Source organism: Pseudomonas sp. LBUM1647 (assembly GCF_059716175.1).
Window position 1 is genome coordinate 582,428 of record NZ_CP166809.1, and the last position, 17,116, is coordinate 599,543.

The window sequence follows — 17,116 nt, forward strand, 5'->3', positions numbered from 1 at the left end:
ATGTCGATAAAGGGCTTTAGATGGGCTGTCGAAGCCTGAAATTTCCCGTTTCATTACGCCTATGCCAAACTAACCCGCATATAGACAAGGTGAAAACTCTCTAATGGCCGATTGGCAGTCCCTCGATCCCGAGGCCGCTCGTGAAGCGGAAAAATATGAAAACCCTATTCCTAGCCGCGAACTGATCCTTCAGCACCTTGCTGATCGGGGTTCGCCTGCTAACCGCGAGCAGCTGGTTGAAGAGTTTGGTCTGACCACAGAAGACCAGATCGAAGCCCTGCGCCGCCGCCTGCGCGCCATGGAGCGCGACGCTCAACTCATCTATACCCGTCGCGGCACCTATGCGCCGGTGGACAAGCTCGACCTGATCCTGGGCCGCATCAGCGGTCACCGTGACGGCTTCGGCTTCCTGGTCCCGGACGACGGCAGTGACGACCTGTTCATGAGCCCGGCGCAAATGCGTCTGGTGTTCGATGGCGATCGTGCGCTGGCCCGTGTTTCCGGTCTTGACCGTCGCGGTCGCCGCGAAGGCATGATCGTCGAAGTGGTCTCCCGTGCCCATGAGACCATCGTTGGCCGTTACTTCGAAGAGGGCGGTATTGGTTTCGTCGTTGCGGACAATCCGAAGATCCAGCAAGAAGTGCTGGTCACGCCGGGCCGTAACGCTAACGCCCAGATCGGTCAGTTCGTCGAAGTGAAGATCACTCACTGGCCGACACCACGCTTCCAGCCGCAAGGCGACGTGGTTGAGGTCGTGGGCAACTACATGGCGCCGGGCATGGAAATCGACGTCGCCCTGCGCACCTACGACATTCCTCACGTCTGGCCTGAGGCTGTGCTGAAAGAAGCCGCCAAGCTCAAGCCGGAAGTCGAAGAGAAAGACAAAGAGAAGCGCATCGACCTGCGCCATCTGCCGTTCGTGACCATCGACGGTGAAGATGCGCGCGACTTCGATGATGCGGTCTATTGCGAGGCCAAACCGGGCAAGCTGCGCCTGTTCTCCGGCGGCTGGAAGTTGTACGTGGCGATTGCCGACGTTTCCAGCTACGTGAAAATCGGTTCGGCGCTGGACAATGAGTCCCAGGTTCGCGGCAACTCGGTGTATTTCCCCGAGCGCGTTGTGCCGATGCTGCCTGAGCAGCTGTCCAACGGCCTGTGCTCGCTGAATCCGCACGTCGATCGTCTGGCCATGGTTTGCGAGATGACCATCTCCAAATCCGGCGAGATGACCGACTACTGCTTCTACGAAGCGGTGATTCACTCCCATGCTCGTCTGACCTACAACAAAGTCAGCGCCATGCTGGAAACGCCGAAACTCACCGAGGCGCGTGAGCTCCGTGGCGAGTACAACGACGTTCTGCCGCACCTCAAGCAGCTTTACGCGCTGTACAAAGTGCTGTTGGCCGCTCGTCACGTGCGTGGCGCGATCGATTTCGAAACGCAGGAAACCCGGATCATCTTCGGGACCGAGCGCAAGATTGCCGAAATCCGTCCAACCGTTCGTAACGACGCCCACAAGCTGATCGAGGAATGCATGCTGGCGGCCAACGTGGCCACCGCCGAATTCCTGAAAAAGCACGAAATCCCTGCGCTGTATCGCGTCCACGATGGCCCGCCACCGGAGCGTCTGGAAAAACTGCGCGCCTTCCTCGGCGAGCTCGGCCTGTCCCTGCACAAAGGCAAGGACGGCCCGTCGCCGAAGGATTACCAGGCATTGCTGGCGAGCATCAAGGACCGTCCGGATTTCCACCTGATCCAGACCGTTATGCTGCGTTCGTTGAGTCAGGCGGTGTACAGCGCCGATAACCAGGGCCACTTCGGCCTGAATTACGAAGCCTATACCCACTTCACCTCGCCGATCCGCCGCTACCCGGACTTGCTCACGCACCGGGCGATTCGCAGCGTCATCCATTCGAAAATGGACACCCCGCACGTTCGCCGTGCTGGCGCGATGACCATTCCGAAAGCGCGCATCTATCCGTACGACGAAGCGATTCTGGAGCAGCTCGGCGAGCAGTGCTCGATGAGCGAGCGCCGTGCCGACGAAGCGACCCGCGACGTCGTGAACTGGCTCAAGTGCGAGTTCATGAAAGACCGCGTGGGCGAGTCGTTCCCTGGTGTGATTACTGCCGTGACCGGTTTTGGTCTGTTCGTCGAGCTGACCGATATCTACGTCGAAGGCCTGGTGCACGTCACCGCGCTGCCGGGCGATTACTACCACTTCGATCCTGTGCACCATCGCCTGGCCGGTGAGCGTACCGGTCGCAGTTTCCGTCTTGGCGATACCGTTGAAGTACGCGTCATGCGCGTCGACCTCGACGAGCGCAAGATCGACTTCGAGATGGCTGAAAAAACCATCAGCGCGCCGATTGGCCGCAAGAAGCGCGGGACTGAAACCGCTGCACCAGCTACCAAAACGGCTGCAGAGCCGGCCCCGGCGAAAACCGGTCGTCGTCCTGCCAAGGAAAAAGCCGTAGAAGCCTATCGCCCGAGCGATGCCGCGGCGAAAAATGCTGAATTGCGCAAAAGTCGTGAGATGAAGCAGGCGTTGCTGTCTGAAGCGAAAAGCGGCGGTAAAGCGGCGTCTGGGGGAAAGACCGGACGGTCGGCGCCTGAAAAGGCTCCCGGCGGCAAGCCAGCCAAACCGAGCAAACACCGTAAAGGCCCGCCGAAAGCGGGTTCTGCTCCAGCCGCCAAAAGCGGCGGGGCGCGTAAACCGAAGGCCAAGTCATGAGTCAGTTGGAAAAGATCTACGGCGTGCACGCTGTAGAAGCGTTGCTGCGTCACCACCCAAAGCGCGTCAAGCAGATCTGGCTGGCCGAAGGCCGCAGCGAGCCGCGTGTGCAGGCGCTGATCGCACTGGCGAACGAAAATCGCGTGCCCGTCGGCAACGCCGAGCGTCGTGAACTCGATGCCTGGGTTGATGGCGTGCACCAGGGCGTGGTCGCGGACGTGAGTCCGAGCCAGGTCTGGGGCGAGGCGATGCTTGACGAGTTGCTGGATCGTTCCGAAGGCGCACCGTTGCTGCTGGTGCTCGACGGCGTGACCGACCCGCACAACCTTGGCGCTTGCCTGCGTTCTGCCGATGCGGCGGGCGCACTGGCGGTGATCGTTCCGAAGGACAAGTCAGCCACGCTGACCCCGACGGTACGAAAAGTCGCCTGTGGCGCGGCCGAAGTAATTCCACTGGTAGCCGTGACCAACCTGGCGCGCACGCTGGAAAAACTCAAGCAGCGCGGCTTGTGGGTCGTCGGTACGGCGGGCGAGGCTGAGCAGAGTCTGTATCAGCAAGACATGACCGGCCCGACCATCCTGATCATGGGCGCTGAAGGCAGCGGCATGCGTCGCCTGACCCGCGACCTGTGCGACTACCTGGTACACCTGCCGATGACCGGCAGCGTCAGCAGTCTCAACGTTTCCGTGGCGACCGGCGTCTGCCTGTTTGAAGCCCAGCGCCAGCGTAGCGTCAAGGCTGCCGGAACCGGCAAAAAGTCCTGACTCCCCCCTGTAGGAGCTGTCGAGTGAAACGAGGCTGCGATCTTTTGATTTTTTAAGAACAAAAGATCGCAGCCTTCGGCAGCTCCTACAGGTGTTTGGCGTGATTGTTCAAATAATCACCAATTGCCTTGCACCTCTTCTGTCCCTTCTCTACAATTGCGCCCCTTGCTGTGACGGCAGGCACTCATGTGTCTATCGCAAGCAAGTCCATAAGTGTCATTCACTCCTTGTCTGACCGCTTTTGAGCGGCAGGCTACAACCCGTAAGGAGCATTCATGCGTCATTACGAAATCATCTTTTTGGTCCACCCGGATCAAAGCGAGCAAGTCGGCGGCATGGTAGAGCGTTACACCAAGCTGATCGAAGAAGACGGCGGCAAAATCCACCGTCTGGAAGATTGGGGCCGTCGTCAACTGGCCTACGCAATCAACAATGTTCACAAGGCTCACTACGTGATGCTGAACGTTGAGTGCACTGGCAAGGCCCTAGCCGAGCTGGAAGACAACTTCCGCTACAACGATGCAGTGATCCGTAACCTGGTCATCCGTCGCGAAGAAGCCGTTACCGGCCAATCCGAGATGCTCAAGGCTGAAGAAAACCGCAGTGAGCGCCGTGAGCGTCGCGACCGTCCTGAGCACGAAGGCGCTGAAAGCGTTGATAGTGATGACAGCGACAACAGCGATAACGCTGACGAGTAATCCACGGACCTTTTGAGGAGCCTATTACATGGCACGTTTCTTCCGTCGTCGTAAATTCTGCCGCTTCACCGCTGAAGACGTGAAAGAGATCGATTACAAAGATCTCAACACTCTGAAAGCTTATGTATCCGAGACCGGCAAAATCGTTCCAAGCCGCATCACCGGTACCAAAGCACGTTATCAGCGTCAGCTGGCCACCGCTATCAAGCGCGCCCGCTTCCTGGCCCTGCTGGCCTACACCGACAGCCACGGCCGCTGAGACCGGGCAGTCGACACGTAGCAAAGGATTGAAAGCATGCGTGCCATAGCTGAGTTCATCATGCGCGGCCGTATGCAGGCCACTCTCGTAGTGGCCGGATGCGCAATATTGCCGTTGTTGTATTGGTTGGGTGCTGCCGCTGGTTGCCTTGTGCTCCTGCGGCGCGGATTGAAGGACGCCCTGGGCGTTCTTGCTCTGGGACTGCTGCCGGCGTTGATCTGGTGGCTTTACTCCGATGACCCACGGGCACTTCTGGTGCTGCTGGGGTCTTGGAGCCTTGCGTTGGTTTTGCGCGCAAGCGAATCCTGGAACCGCGTGCTGCTGGTCAGCATAGCGATGGGAGTGGTGTTTTCAGTGGTGCTGGGGACGGCTTTTGGTCCCCAAATCGAGATGCTGGCGCAGGCTTTGATAAAAGTCATGCCGTCGCTACTCGGTGATGTCTACCAGAAGTTGTCGGTAGACGAGCAAGCGCATTTTGCGTCCCTGATCGCACCGGTCCTGACCGGCCTGATTGCGGCCTTGTTGCAAATCGTCAGTGTGCTGAGCCTGCTTGTCGGGCGCTACTGGCAGGCGTTGTTGTACAACCCGGGTGGTTTTGGTCGCGAGTTTCGCGCCATCCGATTCCCGCTGGGGCTGGCGATGTTACTGCTGGCGTTCATGCTTCTGGGACCGAACATCGGTCCGCAGATGGCCATGTTGACGCCGTTGTGCAGTGTACCGCTGGTATTCGCCGGGCTGGCCCTGATTCACGGGCTGGTGGCGCAAAAGCGACTGGCCAGATTCTGGCTGGTGGGGTTGTACGTCACGCTGTTGCTGTTCATGCAGCTGATCTATCCGTTGCTGGTGGTCTTGGCCATCGTCGACAGCCTGATTGATTTTCGCGGTCGTTCGACGCCGAAAGACGTCGATAGCGCGAACGGTGAAGGTTAAAAGTTAAGAGGATTTTCACATGCAACTGATCCTTCTGGAAAAAGTCACCAACCTGGGCAACCTGGGTGACAAAGTGAACGTTAAGGCTGGTTACGGTCGTAACTACCTGCTGCCTTACGGCAAAGCTACCGCTGCGACCGCTGCCAACCTGGCTGCGTTCGAAGAGCGTCGCGCTGAGCTGGAAAAAGCCGCAGCAGATCGTAAAACTTCGGCTGAAAGCCGCGCTGCCCAACTGGCTGAGCTGGAAGTGACTATCACTGCCACCGCTGGCGACGAAGGCAAGCTGTTCGGTTCGATCGGTACTCACGACATCGCTGATGCACTGACCGCCTCTGGCGTTGAAGTTGCAAAAAGCGAAGTTCGTCTGCCGAACGGCACTATCCGCAACGTAGGCGAATTCGACGTAGCCGTGCACCTGCACGCCGAAGTTGAAGCCACCGTACGCGTTGTCGTGGTAGCAGCTTAAGCAGCACTTGTCGGCTGGCACCCTCGGGTGCTTGCCGGTAACATCGGGCACGATCCTGTTTACAGGTCGTGCCCTTTGTCTTTCTGCAGTTCCTGATTTTCACAACTATTCAAGTGGCCATGAACGATATCTCCGCACCCGAGCAATACGATCTGCAAACCGCTGCCCTGAAGGTGCCGCCGCATTCCATCGAGGCCGAACAGGCCGTGCTCGGTGGTTTGATGCTGGACAACAACGCCTGGGAACGCGTGTTGGATCAGGTGTCGGACGGCGATTTCTATCGGCATGACCACCGTTTGATCTTCCGCGCGATCGCCAAGCTCGCCGACCAGAACTCCCCGATCGACGTCGTGACCCTTGCCGAGCAATTGGACAAGGAAGGTCAGACCTCGCAAGTCGGCGGCCTCGGATACCTGGGCGAACTGGCGAAAAACACGCCGTCTGTCGCCAACATCAAGGCGTATGCGCAGATCGTCCGCGCACGAGCAACCTTGCGGCAGTTGATCGGCATCGCCACCGAAATCGCCGACAGCGCCTTCAACCCGGAAGGCCGCTCGGCTGAAGAGATTCTCGACGAAGCCGAACGGCAGATTTTCCAGATCGCCGAGGCCCGGCCAAAAACCGGCGGCCCGGTGAGCGTGAATGATCTGTTGACCAAGGCCATCGACCGCATCGACACCTTGTTCAACACTGATAACGCCATTACCGGCCTGTCCACCGGTTATACCGACCTCGACGGTATGACCAGCGGCCTGCAACCGTCTGACTTGATCATCGTCGCCGGCCGTCCATCGATGGGTAAAACCACCTTTGCGATGAACCTGGTGGAAAACGCCGTACTGCGCAGCGACAAATGCGTACTGGTTTACTCGCTGGAGATGCCAGGCGAATCGCTGATCATGCGTATGTTGTCGTCCCTCGGCCGGATCGATCAGACCAAGGTCCGTGCCGGACGTCTGGAAGACGATGACTGGCCACGCCTGACCTCGGCGGTCAACCTGCTCAATGATCGCAAGCTGTTCATCGACGATACGGCCGGTATCAGCCCGTCGGAAATGCGTGCGCGGACTCGACGCCTGGTGCGTGAGCATGGCGAGGTTGGCCTGATCATGATCGACTACCTGCAATTGATGCAGATTCCAGGTTCCAGTGGCGACAACCGGACCAACGAGATTTCCGAGATCTCCCGTTCCTTGAAGGCCCTGGCCAAGGAATTCAACTGCCCGGTGGTGGCGCTGTCCCAGCTCAACCGCTCCCTGGAGCAACGACCGAACAAACGCCCGATCAACTCCGACCTGCGGGAATCCGGAGCGATCGAGCAGGATGCCGACGTCATCATGTTCGTGTACCGGGACGAGGTGTATCACCCGGAGACCGAACACAAAGGCATCGCCGAGATCATCATCGGCAAGCAGCGGAACGGTCCGATCGGTACGTCACGACTGGCGTTCATCGGTAAGTACACCCGCTTCGAAAACCTGGCGCCGGGCAGCTACAACTTCGACGACGAGTAACCCTGTGGGAGCGGGCTTGCTCGCGAAGAGGGAGTGTCAGTCGACATCAATGTTGGTTGATGTACCGCTTTCGCGAGGAAGCCCGCTCCCGCATGGGTTGCGCGCGATTTCCGACTACAGTCGTCGGAATTGGTTATTTTTTGTGCTATATTCCGCGCCCGCGATTTTTCATCTCAACACCGGTCATCGTCATGCAAACAGCCAAGCCGTTATTTGACTATCCCAAGTACTGGGCCGAATGCTTCGGTCCAGCGCCATTCCTGCCGATGAGCAGGGAGGAGATGGATCAGCTTGGCTGGGATTCATGCGACATCATCATCGTCACCGGTGATGCGTACGTTGACCATCCGTCGTTCGGCATGGCAATCATCGGCCGGCTGCTGGAGTCGCAAGGCTTCCGCGTCGGGATCATTGCCCAGCCAAACTGGCAGTCCAAAGACGACTTCATGAAGCTCGGCGAGCCGAACCTGTTCTTCGGCGTCGCGGCCGGCAACATGGACTCAATGATCAACCGCTACACCGCCGACAAAAAAATCCGCTCAGATGACGCCTACACCCCCGGTGGCCTGGCGGGTAAACGTCCGGATCGCGCGAGCCTGGTTTACAGCCAGCGCTGCAAGGAAGCCTACAAGAACGTGCCGATCGTTCTTGGTGGCATTGAAGCGTCCCTGCGCCGCATCGCCCACTACGATTACTGGCAGGACCGGGTTCGCAACTCGATCCTGATCGACGCCTGCGCCGACATCCTGCTCTACGGCAACGCCGAGCGTGCGATCGTCGAAGTCGCCCAGCGTCTGTCCTACGGTCACAAGATCGAAGACATCACCGACGTGCGCGGTACCGCGTTCATCCGTCGTGACACGCCGAAAGACTGGTACGAAGTCGATTCCACGCGTATCGACCGTCCGGGCAAGGTCGACAAGATCATCAACCCGTACGTGAACACCCAGGACACCCAGGCCTGTGCCATCGAGCAGGAAAAGGGTCCGGTTGAAGATCCGAGCGAAGCCAAGGTCGTGCAGCTTCTGGCGAGCCCGAAAATGACTCGCGACAAGACCGTGATCCGCCTGCCATCGGTCGAGAAAGTCCGCGGTGATGCGGTGCTTTATGCTCACGCCAACCGCGTGCTTCACCTGGAAACCAACCCGGGCAACGCCCGTGCGCTGGTGCAGAAGCACGGCGAAGTCGACGTCTGGTTCAACCCGCCTCCAATTCCGATGACCACCGAAGAAATGGACTACGTGTTCGGCATGCCCTATGCGCGCATTCCGCACCCGGTGTATGGCAAGGAAAAAATCCCTGCCTACGACATGATCCGCTTCTCGGTGAACATCATGCGTGGCTGCTTCGGTGGCTGCACCTTCTGCTCGATCACCGAGCACGAAGGCCGGATCATCCAGAACCGTTCCGAAGAGTCGATCATTCGCGAAATCGAAGAGATCCGCGACAAGGTCCCCGGCTTCACCGGCGTCATTTCCGACCTCGGCGGCCCGACCGCGAACATGTACCGCATCGCCTGCAAGACCCCGGAAATCGAATCCGCGTGCCGCAAGCCTTCGTGCGTGTTCCCGGGCATTTGCCCGAACCTGAACACCGATCACTCGTCGCTGATTCAGCTGTACCGCAGCGCCCGTGCATTGCCGGGTGTGAAGAAGATCCTGATTGCTTCCGGCTTGCGCTACGACCTTGCGGTCGAGTCGCCGGAATACGTCAAGGAACTGGTGACCCACCACGTCGGTGGTTACCTGAAGATCGCCCCGGAACATACCGAGGAAGGTCCGCTCAACCAGATGATGAAGCCGGGCATTGGCAGCTATGACAAGTTCAAGCGCATGTTCGAGAAGTACTCCAAGGAAGCCGGGAAAGAGCAGTACCTGATTCCGTACTTCATCGCCGCTCACCCGGGCACCACCGACGAAGACATGATGAACCTGGCCCTGTGGCTCAAGGGCAACGGCTTCCGTGCCGACCAGGTGCAAGCGTTCTACCCGTCGCCGATGGCCACTGCCACCGCGATGTACCACTCGGGCAAGAACCCGTTGCGCAAAGTCACTTACAAGAGTGACGCCGTGACCATCGTCAAGAGCGAAGAGCAGCGTCGTCTGCACAAAGCGTTCTTGCGCTATCACGACCCGAAAGGCTGGCCGATGTTGCGTGAAGCGCTGACCCGCATGGGCCGCGCGGACCTGATCGGGCCGGGCAAGAACCAGTTGATCCCGCTGCATCAGCCGGCGACCGACAGCTACCAGAGCGCCCGTCGCAAGAACTCGACGCCGGCCGGCAGCCATAAAGTGGCAGGGGAAAAGACCACCAAGATCCTGACCCAACACACCGGCCTGCCACCGCGCGCCAGTGATGGCGGCAACCCGTGGGACAAGCGTGAACAGGCCAAGGCTGCGGCGTTCGCCCGCAACCAGCAGGCGGCCAAGGATCGCAAGGACGCGGCCAAAGGCAAAGGACCGAAGCCTGCGCGCAAGCCGGTTGTGCCGCGCTAAGCCTCGCTTGAACTGAACAGAACGCCAACCTTCGGGTTGGCGTTTTGCATTTCAGAACCAATCAAATACTTTGTGGCGAGGGGATTTATCCCCGTTGGGTTGCGAAGCGACCCCAAGGCTTTAGCCATGCTGCTCAGTTGCACTGCCTCTACCGACCTAACGACTGCTTCGCAGCCGAACGGGGATAAATCCCCTCGCCACAGGTCTGTGCTCGCTGCCCCACCATTTAATTGGCTGTTAGTACGCCTCCGCAACATTTCCGTGCAACTCCCCCTAACCAAATTCCCGCATCGCCCGATTTTGGTGCTGTACTGCCTCAAGCAACCGGAGAAAGCGCCAGCGCTGCTGGATGGCATAAGTCTTGCGCGCTTTCGATAACGCTTAAGGCTCGCAGGAGGCACGCCGTGTCGATTCATGTCGCATTGCACCACGTCACGCATTACCGCTACGACCGAGCCGTCGAGCTCGGTCCGCAGATCGTTCGCCTGCGCCCGGCCGCCCACAGTCGCACGCGGATACTGTCCTACGCGCTGAAAGTGTCGCCCGAGCAGCACTTCATCAACTGGCAGCAGGATCCCCAGGGCAATTACCTGGCGCGGTTGGTGTTCCCGGAAAAAACCGATGAGCTGCGGATCGAAGTCGATCTGCTGGCGGAGATGGCGGTCTTCAATCCGTTCGATTTCTTCCTTGAGCCCTACGCGGAAAAGATCCCGTTCACCTACGCCGCGGATGAGCGCAAAGAGCTGGCGCCGTACCTGGAAACCTTGCCCCTGACGCCGAAGTTCAAGGCGTACCTGGATGGCATCGACCGCACGCCGCTGCCCAGTGTGGATTTCCTCGTCGCGCTCAACCAGCGCCTGAGCGAAGACATTGGCTACCTGATCCGCATGGAGCCAGGTGTGCAAACGCCCGAACACACTTTGGAACATGCCTCCGGTTCCTGCCGCGACTCTGCGTGGTTGCTGGTGCAGCTGTTGCGCAACCTCGGTCTGGCGGCGCGTTTCGTCTCCGGCTACCTGATTCAACTGACCGCCGACGTCAAAAGCCTCGACGGCCCGTCGGGCACTGACGTGGACTTCACCGACCTGCACGCCTGGTGTGAGGTCTATTTGCCCGGTGCCGGCTGGATCGGCCTGGACGCGACGTCAGGGCTGTTTGCCGGTGAAGGACACATTCCGTTGGCCTGTAGCCCCGATCCGGGCTCTGCGGCACCGATCAGTGGCTTGGTTGAACCGTGCGAGTGCGAATTCACCCACGAGATGTCTGTGGAACGGATTTGGGAAGCACCACGGGTAACGAAGCCCTACACCGAAGACCAATGGCTGGCGATCCAGGCGTTGGGTCGGCAGATCGATGCCGACCTGTTGGAGGGTGACGTACGCCTGACCATGGGCGGCGAACCGACGTTTGTTTCCATCGACGATCCAGACGGCGCCGAGTGGAACACTGCGGCACTGGGGCCAGACAAGCGACGTCTATCCGCCGAACTGTTCCAGCGCATGCGCAAGCACTACGCGCCCCAAGGCCTGGTGCATTTCGGTCAGGGCAAGTGGTACCCCGGCGAGCAATTGCCGCGCTGGTCTCTGAACTGCTACTGGCGCCGCGACGATGTGCCGATCTGGCACAACAGCGCGCTGATTGCCGACGAGCAGGAAGACTACGGTGCCAATGGCGAGCTGGCCGGTCGTTTTCTGGCCAGCGTCGCCGAACGCCTGAAAATTCCGACACGCTTTGTATTTCCGGCCTACGAAGACAATTTCTATTACCTCTGGCGCGAAGGCACTTTGCCGCAGAATGTCAGCGCCGAAGACTCACGTCTGGAAGAACCTCTGGAGCGTGCACGCCTGCGCAAAGTCTTCAGCCAGGGTCTGGACAAAGTCATCGGTCAGGTCCTGCCGCTGGCGCGCACCGCCAAGGGTGATCAGTGGCAAAGCGGCCGCTGGTATCTGCGCGATGAGCATTGCCGACTGGTGCCGGGGGATTCGCCGCTGGGCTATCGCTTGCCGCTCGGCTCGCAGCCTTGGGTGAAAGCGGCGGAGTACCCGTTCATTCACCCTGTGGACCCGAATCAGGATTTCCCCGCACTGCCCGACACGGCACAACTTCAGAGCCAAGGCGAGCCTGCGGTTGCTGATGAACGCGCGCCAAAGATCGACGAATCCGCCGACTGGCTGACCCGCACGGCGTTCTGCGCGGAAGCGCGAGAGGGGCGGTTGTACCTGTTCATGCCGCCGCTGGAACGGGTCGAGGATTATCTGGAGCTGGTCAGTGCCATCGAAGCCACCGCCGAGGAATTGCATTGCCCGGTGTTGCTGGAAGGCTATGAGCCGCCGAGCGATCCGCGCCTGAGCAACTTCCGTATCACGCCCGACCCGGGCGTGATCGAGGTCAACGTGCAGCCGTCTGCCACGTGGGATGAATTGGTCGAGCGCACCGAATTTCTTTACGAAGAGGCACGCCAGACCCGCCTGACCACCGAGAAATTCATGATCGACGGCCGGCACACCGGCACCGGCGGCGGTAACCATTTCGTACTGGGTGGCGCGACACCAGCTGACTCACCGTTTCTACGCCGCCCCGATCTGCTGCGCAGCCTGATCAGCTACTGGCATAACCACCCGTCCTTGTCCTACCTGTTTTCGGGATTATTCATCGGCCCGACGTCTCAGGCGCCACGGGTTGATGAAGCACGCAACGATGCGTTGTATGAACTGGAAATCGCCTTTGCCCAAATGCCTGAACCGGGCGAGGAGTGCGCGCCGTGGCTGGTGGATCGGCTGTTGCGCAACCTGCTGATCGACGTGACCGGCAACACTCACCGCGCCGAGTTTTGCATCGACAAACTGTATTCACCGGACGGCGCTACCGGTCGCCTTGGATTGCTCGAATTGCGCGCGTTTGAAATGCCGCCCCATGCGCGCATGAGCCTGGCTCAGCAGCTGTTGCTGCGAGCGCTGGTGGCTCGGTTCTGGCGCGAGCCGTATGCACCGCCGAAGCTGGCGCGCTGGGGCACTGAGTTGCACGACCGATTCCTGTTGCCACACTTTATCGAACAGGATTTCGCCGACGTCATCGTCGACCTGAATGCCGCCGGTTATCCCGTGCGCGCCGAGTGGTTTGCGGCGCATCTGGAGTTCCGCTTTCCCAAGGTCGGCGATTATGCGGTCAGTGGGATCGAGCTGGAATTGCGTCAAGCGCTGGAGCCCTGGCATGTGCTGGGTGAGGAGGGCGCAGTCGGCGGCACGGTGCGTTATGTGGATTCGTCGCTGGAACGCTTGCAGGTCAAACTCACGGGCCTGCCGCCGCAGCGTTATCTTCTGACCTGCAATGGCATCCCGGTGCCATTGCAACCCACCGGGCGGGTCGGCGAGTTTGTCGCCGGCGTGCGCTTCCGCGCCTGGCAACCGGCCAACTGCCTGCAGCCGACCATCCCGGTCCACGCGCCACTGGTGTTCGACTTGCTCGACACCTGGATGCAGCGTTCGCTGGGTGGCTGTCAGTACCACGTCGCTCACCCGGGCGGGCGCAACTACGACAGCTTGCCGGTGAACGCCAATGAGGCGGAGAGCCGTCGGATGGCGCGTTTTTTCCGCATCGGACATACGCCGGGGAAACTTCCTATACCCAATATGGAAATTAACGACGAGCTACCGATGACTCTCGATTTACGACGTTTCTAAACCGTACGCGACGCTCGGATTTTTCGTATATCCGGGCGTCATGAGCCTGCGTTAGTCTGACCGTTCTTTGCTGTCTGCCGAGCTTTCCATGCCTGACCTGCTTGACCGCTACCCGCTGACGGCGGGCACTTATCACGAACTGCTCGACGACAGCGGCGCGGTGCGCCCGCACTGGCGTCGGTTGTTCGACCAATTGCAACGCAGCACACCAACGCAATTGGTGCAGCGTCAGGCGCTGCTGACCCGGCAGATCCAGGAAAACGGCGTGACTTACAACGTCTACGCCGATCCTAAGGGTGCCGATCGGCCGTGGGAACTCGATCTGCTACCGCACGTGATTGCTGCGGATGAATGGCAGCAGTTATCGGCCGGTATTGCCCAGCGGGCACGCTTGCTCAATGCTGTGCTGGCGGATCTGTATGGCCCCCAACGATTGATCGCCGAAGGTCTGCTCCCGGCTGAGCTGGTCTTCGGTCACAACAACTTCCTCTGGCCCTGTCAGGGCATCACGCCACCCGACGGGGCTTTTCTGCATCTATATGCGGTGGATCTGGCACGCACGCCTGACGGTCGCTGGTGGGTCACGGCGGATCGGACACAAGCGCCATCCGGTGCCGGTTATGCGCTGGAAAACCGCACCATCGTGTCCCGGGCCTTTCCCGAGCTGTACCGCGATTTGAAAGTGCAGCACCTGGCCGGGTTCTTCCGCACGCTTCAGGAAACCCTGGCCCGTCAGGCGCCGAGTGATGATGAAGCGCCGCTGATCGTGCTGCTGACACCGGGACGTTTCAACGAAAGCTATTTCGAACACCTCTATCTGGCGCGCCAGCTCGGTTATCCGCTGGTAGAGGGCGGCGACCTGACCGTCCGGGATGCCACGGTCTACCTGAAAACCTTGAGCGGACTGCGTCGGGTCCACGCGATCATGCGGCGGCTCGACGATGACTTCTGCGATCCGCTGGAGCTGCGCACTGACTCGGCCCTTGGCGTGCCGGGATTGCTGGAAGCGGTACGCCAAGGGCGAGTGCTGGTGGCCAATGCCCTCGGCAGCGGCGTGCTGGAGTCGCCGGGATTGTTGGGCTTCCTGCCGAGGATCAATCAATTCTTGTTCGGCGAAGAACTGATTCTGCCCTCCATCGCGACCTGGTGGTGCGGTGAAGCACCGGTGCTGGCTCAGGCCCTGGAAAAATTGCCGGAGTTGTTGATCAAACCGGCGTTCCCGTCACAGAGCTTTGCTCCGGTATTTGGCCGTGATTTGAGTGAAAAACAGCGTCAGGAACTGGCTGAGCGCATGCAGGCCCGGCCTTACGCCTATGTCGCGCAAGAATTGGCTCAGCTCTCTCAAGCCCCGATCTGGCAGGCTGAAGAGGGTCATCTGCAACCCCGGGCCATCGGCATGCGTGTGTACGCCGTGGCCAGCCGTGAGGGTTATCGGGTTCTGCCCGGCGGCCTCACCCGGGTTGCCGCCGAGGCTGACGCCGAAGTGGTGTCGATGCAGCGCGGTGGCGCGAGCAAAGACACCTGGGTGTTGGGCGATCGCCCGCCGAGCGGTGAGCAATGGAAAACCCAGCGTACGATCGGTGTGCACGACCTGGTAAGACGTGATCCGTACCTGCCGTCACGGGTGGTGGAAAACCTGTTCTGGTTCGGCCGTTATTGCGAACGCTGTGATGACAGCGCGCGGCTGCTGCGAATCATGCTGGCGCGGTATGTCGATGGCGATGACCCGCAAGCCCTGGAGGCGGCGGTCGATCTGGGCGAACGGTTGATGTTGTTGCCCGATGAAGGCGAGTTGCCGGAGCGTTTACTGGCGGCATTGCTCGGCGATGACTGGTCGTTCAGCCTGCGCTCCAACCTGCAGCGTTTGCAGTGGGCGGCCTCGCAGGTGCGCGGCAAGCTCTCGCGGGAAAACTGGCAAGCGCTGGTGGAGCTGCAGCGCGAAGCCATGGAACTGGAAGCCGAAGAGCCGGATTTCGGCGAATTGCTGGATTTCCTCAACCGTCTGGTGATGTCCCTGGCGGCGTTATCCGGTTTCGCCCTCGACGACATGACCCGGGACGAAGGCTGGCGCTTCCTGATGATTGGCCGCCGGATCGAACGTCTGCAATTTCTCAGCGCCAGCCTCGCGGCATTTCTGCGCGGTGCCGGTGCTTTCGATCAGGCCGGGCTGGAATGGCTGCTGGAGCTGGGCAACAGCAGCATCACTTACCGATCGCGGTATCTGGCGGTGGCGCAACTGATCCCGGTGCTTGACCTGTTGCTGCTCGACGAGCAGAACCCCCACGCCGTGCTGTTTCAGTTGAAATTGGTGACTCGTACCTTGAAACGCTTGAATGACGACTTCGGCGTGCCTCGCGAAGCGGGGTTGCCGCAGTTGGTGGAACGCCTGGCACAGTTCGATCTTGGATGCCTGGAGAACTCGCTGTTCGGCGAAGCCAGCGTTCGGGCAGCCATTGAGGGGCTGGCCGACCTGTTGCAAGATATCGCCGACGCCAGCGGGCAAGTGTCGGATCGCCTGGCCTTGCGCCATTTCGCTCATGTCGATGACGTCAGCCAGCGCACGGTGTCCGTCTGATGAGCGCCCATTACCAGATTCTCCACGACACCCATTATCACTACGACAGCCCGGTGTCCCTGGCTCAGCAGCTCGCGCACCTGTGGCCGCGTGCATGTGCCTGGCAGCGCTGCACCGAGCAGCAACTGCAGATCAGTCCCGCCCCGACTTCGCGCCGCGATGAACTGGATGTGTTCGGTAATCCGCTGACCCGGTTGGCGTTCGAGCGGCCGCACGATGAATTGCTGGTCAATGCCCGGCTCACCGTCGAAGTGCTGGCCCGGCCGGCGCTGGATTTCAATCAATCCCCCGCGTGGGAAGAAACCTGTAACGCGCTGACTTACAGCAGTCAGCCGCTTTCCCCCGAATTGCTGGAAGCGTGTCGTTACCGCTTCGAATCACCCTACGTGCATTTGAAGCGCAACTTCGTCGAGTTTTCCGAAAGCTGTTTTCCATCAGGTCGGCCGCTGCTGTTGGGTGTTCAGGCGCTGATGGAGAAGATCTTCAGCGAGTTCACCTTCGATGCCGAGGCGACCCAAGTGGCGACGCCGCTGGTGGAAGTGCTGGAGCGTCGGCGCGGTGTTTGTCAGGACTTCGCTCACCTGATGCTCGCGTGTGTGCGCTCGCGCGGTTTGGCGGCACGCTACATCAGTGGTTACTTGCTGACCCAGCCACCACCGGGCCAGCCGCGACTGATCGGCGCTGATGCGTCACATGCCTGGGTTTCAGTGTTTTGCCCGGTGCTCGGTTGGGTGGATTTCGACCCGACCAACAACGTGCAGCCGGCGCTGGAACACATCACCTTGGCCTGGGGCCGGGATTTTTCCGATGTATCGCCGTTGCGTGGGGTGATTCTTGGGGGCGGCAACCATGATCCTGAAGTTCGCGTCACAGTGATGCCACTGGAGTAATAGAGATCCAATGTGGGAGCGAGCTTGCTCGCGATAGCGGACTTTCAGTCACACAAATATTGGATGTACAGCCGTCATCGTCGGATCGCCGCCCGGAGCAAGCTCGCTCCC

11 protein-coding genes are annotated in these 17,116 nt (G+C 60.1%); all 11 read left to right on the forward strand.

Annotation, left to right across the window (positions count from 1 at the left end; genetic code table 11):
- Positions 1-103 precede the first annotated feature (103 nt).
- The 11 genes from rnr (at position 104) to ACA059_RS02640 (ending at position 17,005) form a co-directional block, all read left to right on the forward strand.
- The gene (gene rnr / locus ACA059_RS02590; protein ID WP_497632613.1) at positions 104-2,734 is read left to right on the forward strand and encodes a ribonuclease R; all 2,631 of its coding nucleotides are present in this window, start codon (positions 104-106) and stop codon (positions 2,732-2,734) included.
- Positions 2,731-3,498: a 23S rRNA (guanosine(2251)-2'-O)-methyltransferase RlmB gene (gene rlmB, locus ACA059_RS02595; RefSeq protein WP_201200145.1), complete on the forward strand. Its 768-nt coding sequence runs from the start codon at positions 2,731-2,733 to the stop codon at positions 3,496-3,498. The genes rnr and rlmB overlap by 4 nt, the downstream gene beginning before the upstream one ends.
- A gap of 275 nt (positions 3,499-3,773) precedes the next feature.
- On the forward strand, positions 3,774-4,196 hold the full coding sequence (gene rpsF, locus ACA059_RS02600; RefSeq protein ID WP_054595362.1) for a 30S ribosomal protein S6: 423 nt from the start codon (positions 3,774-3,776) through the stop codon (positions 4,194-4,196).
- 28 nt (positions 4,197-4,224) lie between these two features.
- Positions 4,225-4,455: a 30S ribosomal protein S18 gene (gene rpsR, locus ACA059_RS02605; RefSeq protein WP_002551829.1), complete on the forward strand. Its 231-nt coding sequence runs from the start codon at positions 4,225-4,227 to the stop codon at positions 4,453-4,455.
- A 36-nt stretch (positions 4,456-4,491) separates the two neighbouring features.
- On the forward strand, positions 4,492-5,385 hold the full coding sequence (locus ACA059_RS02610) for a YybS family protein (RefSeq protein ID WP_008157005.1): 894 nt from the start codon (positions 4,492-4,494) through the stop codon (positions 5,383-5,385).
- Positions 5,386-5,404: 19 nt separating this feature from the next.
- Positions 5,405-5,851 (forward strand): 50S ribosomal protein L9, encoded by a 447-nt coding sequence (gene rplI / locus ACA059_RS02615; RefSeq protein ID WP_003197251.1) that lies wholly within the window; start codon positions 5,405-5,407, stop codon positions 5,849-5,851.
- Positions 5,852-5,970: 119 nt separating this feature from the next.
- Positions 5,971-7,365 carry a replicative DNA helicase gene (dnaB, locus tag ACA059_RS02620; protein ID WP_140677215.1) on the forward strand — a complete coding sequence of 465 codons (1,395 nt, stop codon included), beginning with the start codon at positions 5,971-5,973 and terminating at the stop codon, positions 7,363-7,365.
- 191 nt (positions 7,366-7,556) lie between these two features.
- On the forward strand, positions 7,557-9,860 hold the full coding sequence (locus tag ACA059_RS02625) for a YgiQ family radical SAM protein (protein WP_497632614.1): 2,304 nt from the start codon (positions 7,557-7,559) through the stop codon (positions 9,858-9,860).
- Between the two features lie 404 nt (positions 9,861-10,264).
- Entirely contained in the window at positions 10,265-13,540 is a 3,276-nt protein-coding gene (locus ACA059_RS02630; RefSeq protein ID WP_497632615.1) for a transglutaminase family protein, read from the forward strand.
- A gap of 88 nt (positions 13,541-13,628) precedes the next feature.
- Entirely contained in the window at positions 13,629-16,115 is a 2,487-nt protein-coding gene (locus ACA059_RS02635; RefSeq protein WP_497632616.1) for a circularly permuted type 2 ATP-grasp protein, read from the forward strand.
- Positions 16,115-17,005, forward strand: coding sequence for a transglutaminase family protein (locus tag ACA059_RS02640; RefSeq protein ID WP_497632617.1), 891 nt, complete (start codon positions 16,115-16,117; stop codon positions 17,003-17,005). The genes ACA059_RS02635 and ACA059_RS02640 overlap by 1 nt, the downstream gene beginning before the upstream one ends.
- Positions 17,006-17,116 lie beyond the last annotated feature (111 nt).

Excerpts from the sequence above, each read along its gene's own strand:
- ACA059_RS02635 (WP_497632616.1), top strand. The coding sequence starts at position 13,629 with ATGCCTGACCTGCTTGACCGCTACCCGCTGACGGCGGGCACTTATCAC.
- ACA059_RS02625 (WP_497632614.1), top strand. The coding sequence starts at position 7,557 with ATGCAAACAGCCAAGCCGTTATTTGACTATCCCAAGTACTGGGCCGAA.
- rpsF (WP_054595362.1), top strand. The coding sequence starts at position 3,774 with ATGCGTCATTACGAAATCATCTTTTTGGTCCACCCGGATCAAAGCGAG.
- rpsR (WP_002551829.1), top strand. The coding sequence starts at position 4,225 with ATGGCACGTTTCTTCCGTCGTCGTAAATTCTGCCGCTTCACCGCTGAA.
- ACA059_RS02610 (WP_008157005.1), top strand. The coding sequence starts at position 4,492 with ATGCGTGCCATAGCTGAGTTCATCATGCGCGGCCGTATGCAGGCCACT.
- rnr (WP_497632613.1), top strand. The coding sequence starts at position 104 with ATGGCCGATTGGCAGTCCCTCGATCCCGAGGCCGCTCGTGAAGCGGAA.
- rplI (WP_003197251.1), top strand. The coding sequence starts at position 5,405 with ATGCAACTGATCCTTCTGGAAAAAGTCACCAACCTGGGCAACCTGGGT.
- rlmB (WP_201200145.1), top strand. The coding sequence starts at position 2,731 with ATGAGTCAGTTGGAAAAGATCTACGGCGTGCACGCTGTAGAAGCGTTG.
- ACA059_RS02640 (WP_497632617.1), top strand. The coding sequence starts at position 16,115 with ATGAGCGCCCATTACCAGATTCTCCACGACACCCATTATCACTACGAC.
- dnaB (WP_140677215.1), top strand. The coding sequence starts at position 5,971 with ATGAACGATATCTCCGCACCCGAGCAATACGATCTGCAAACCGCTGCC.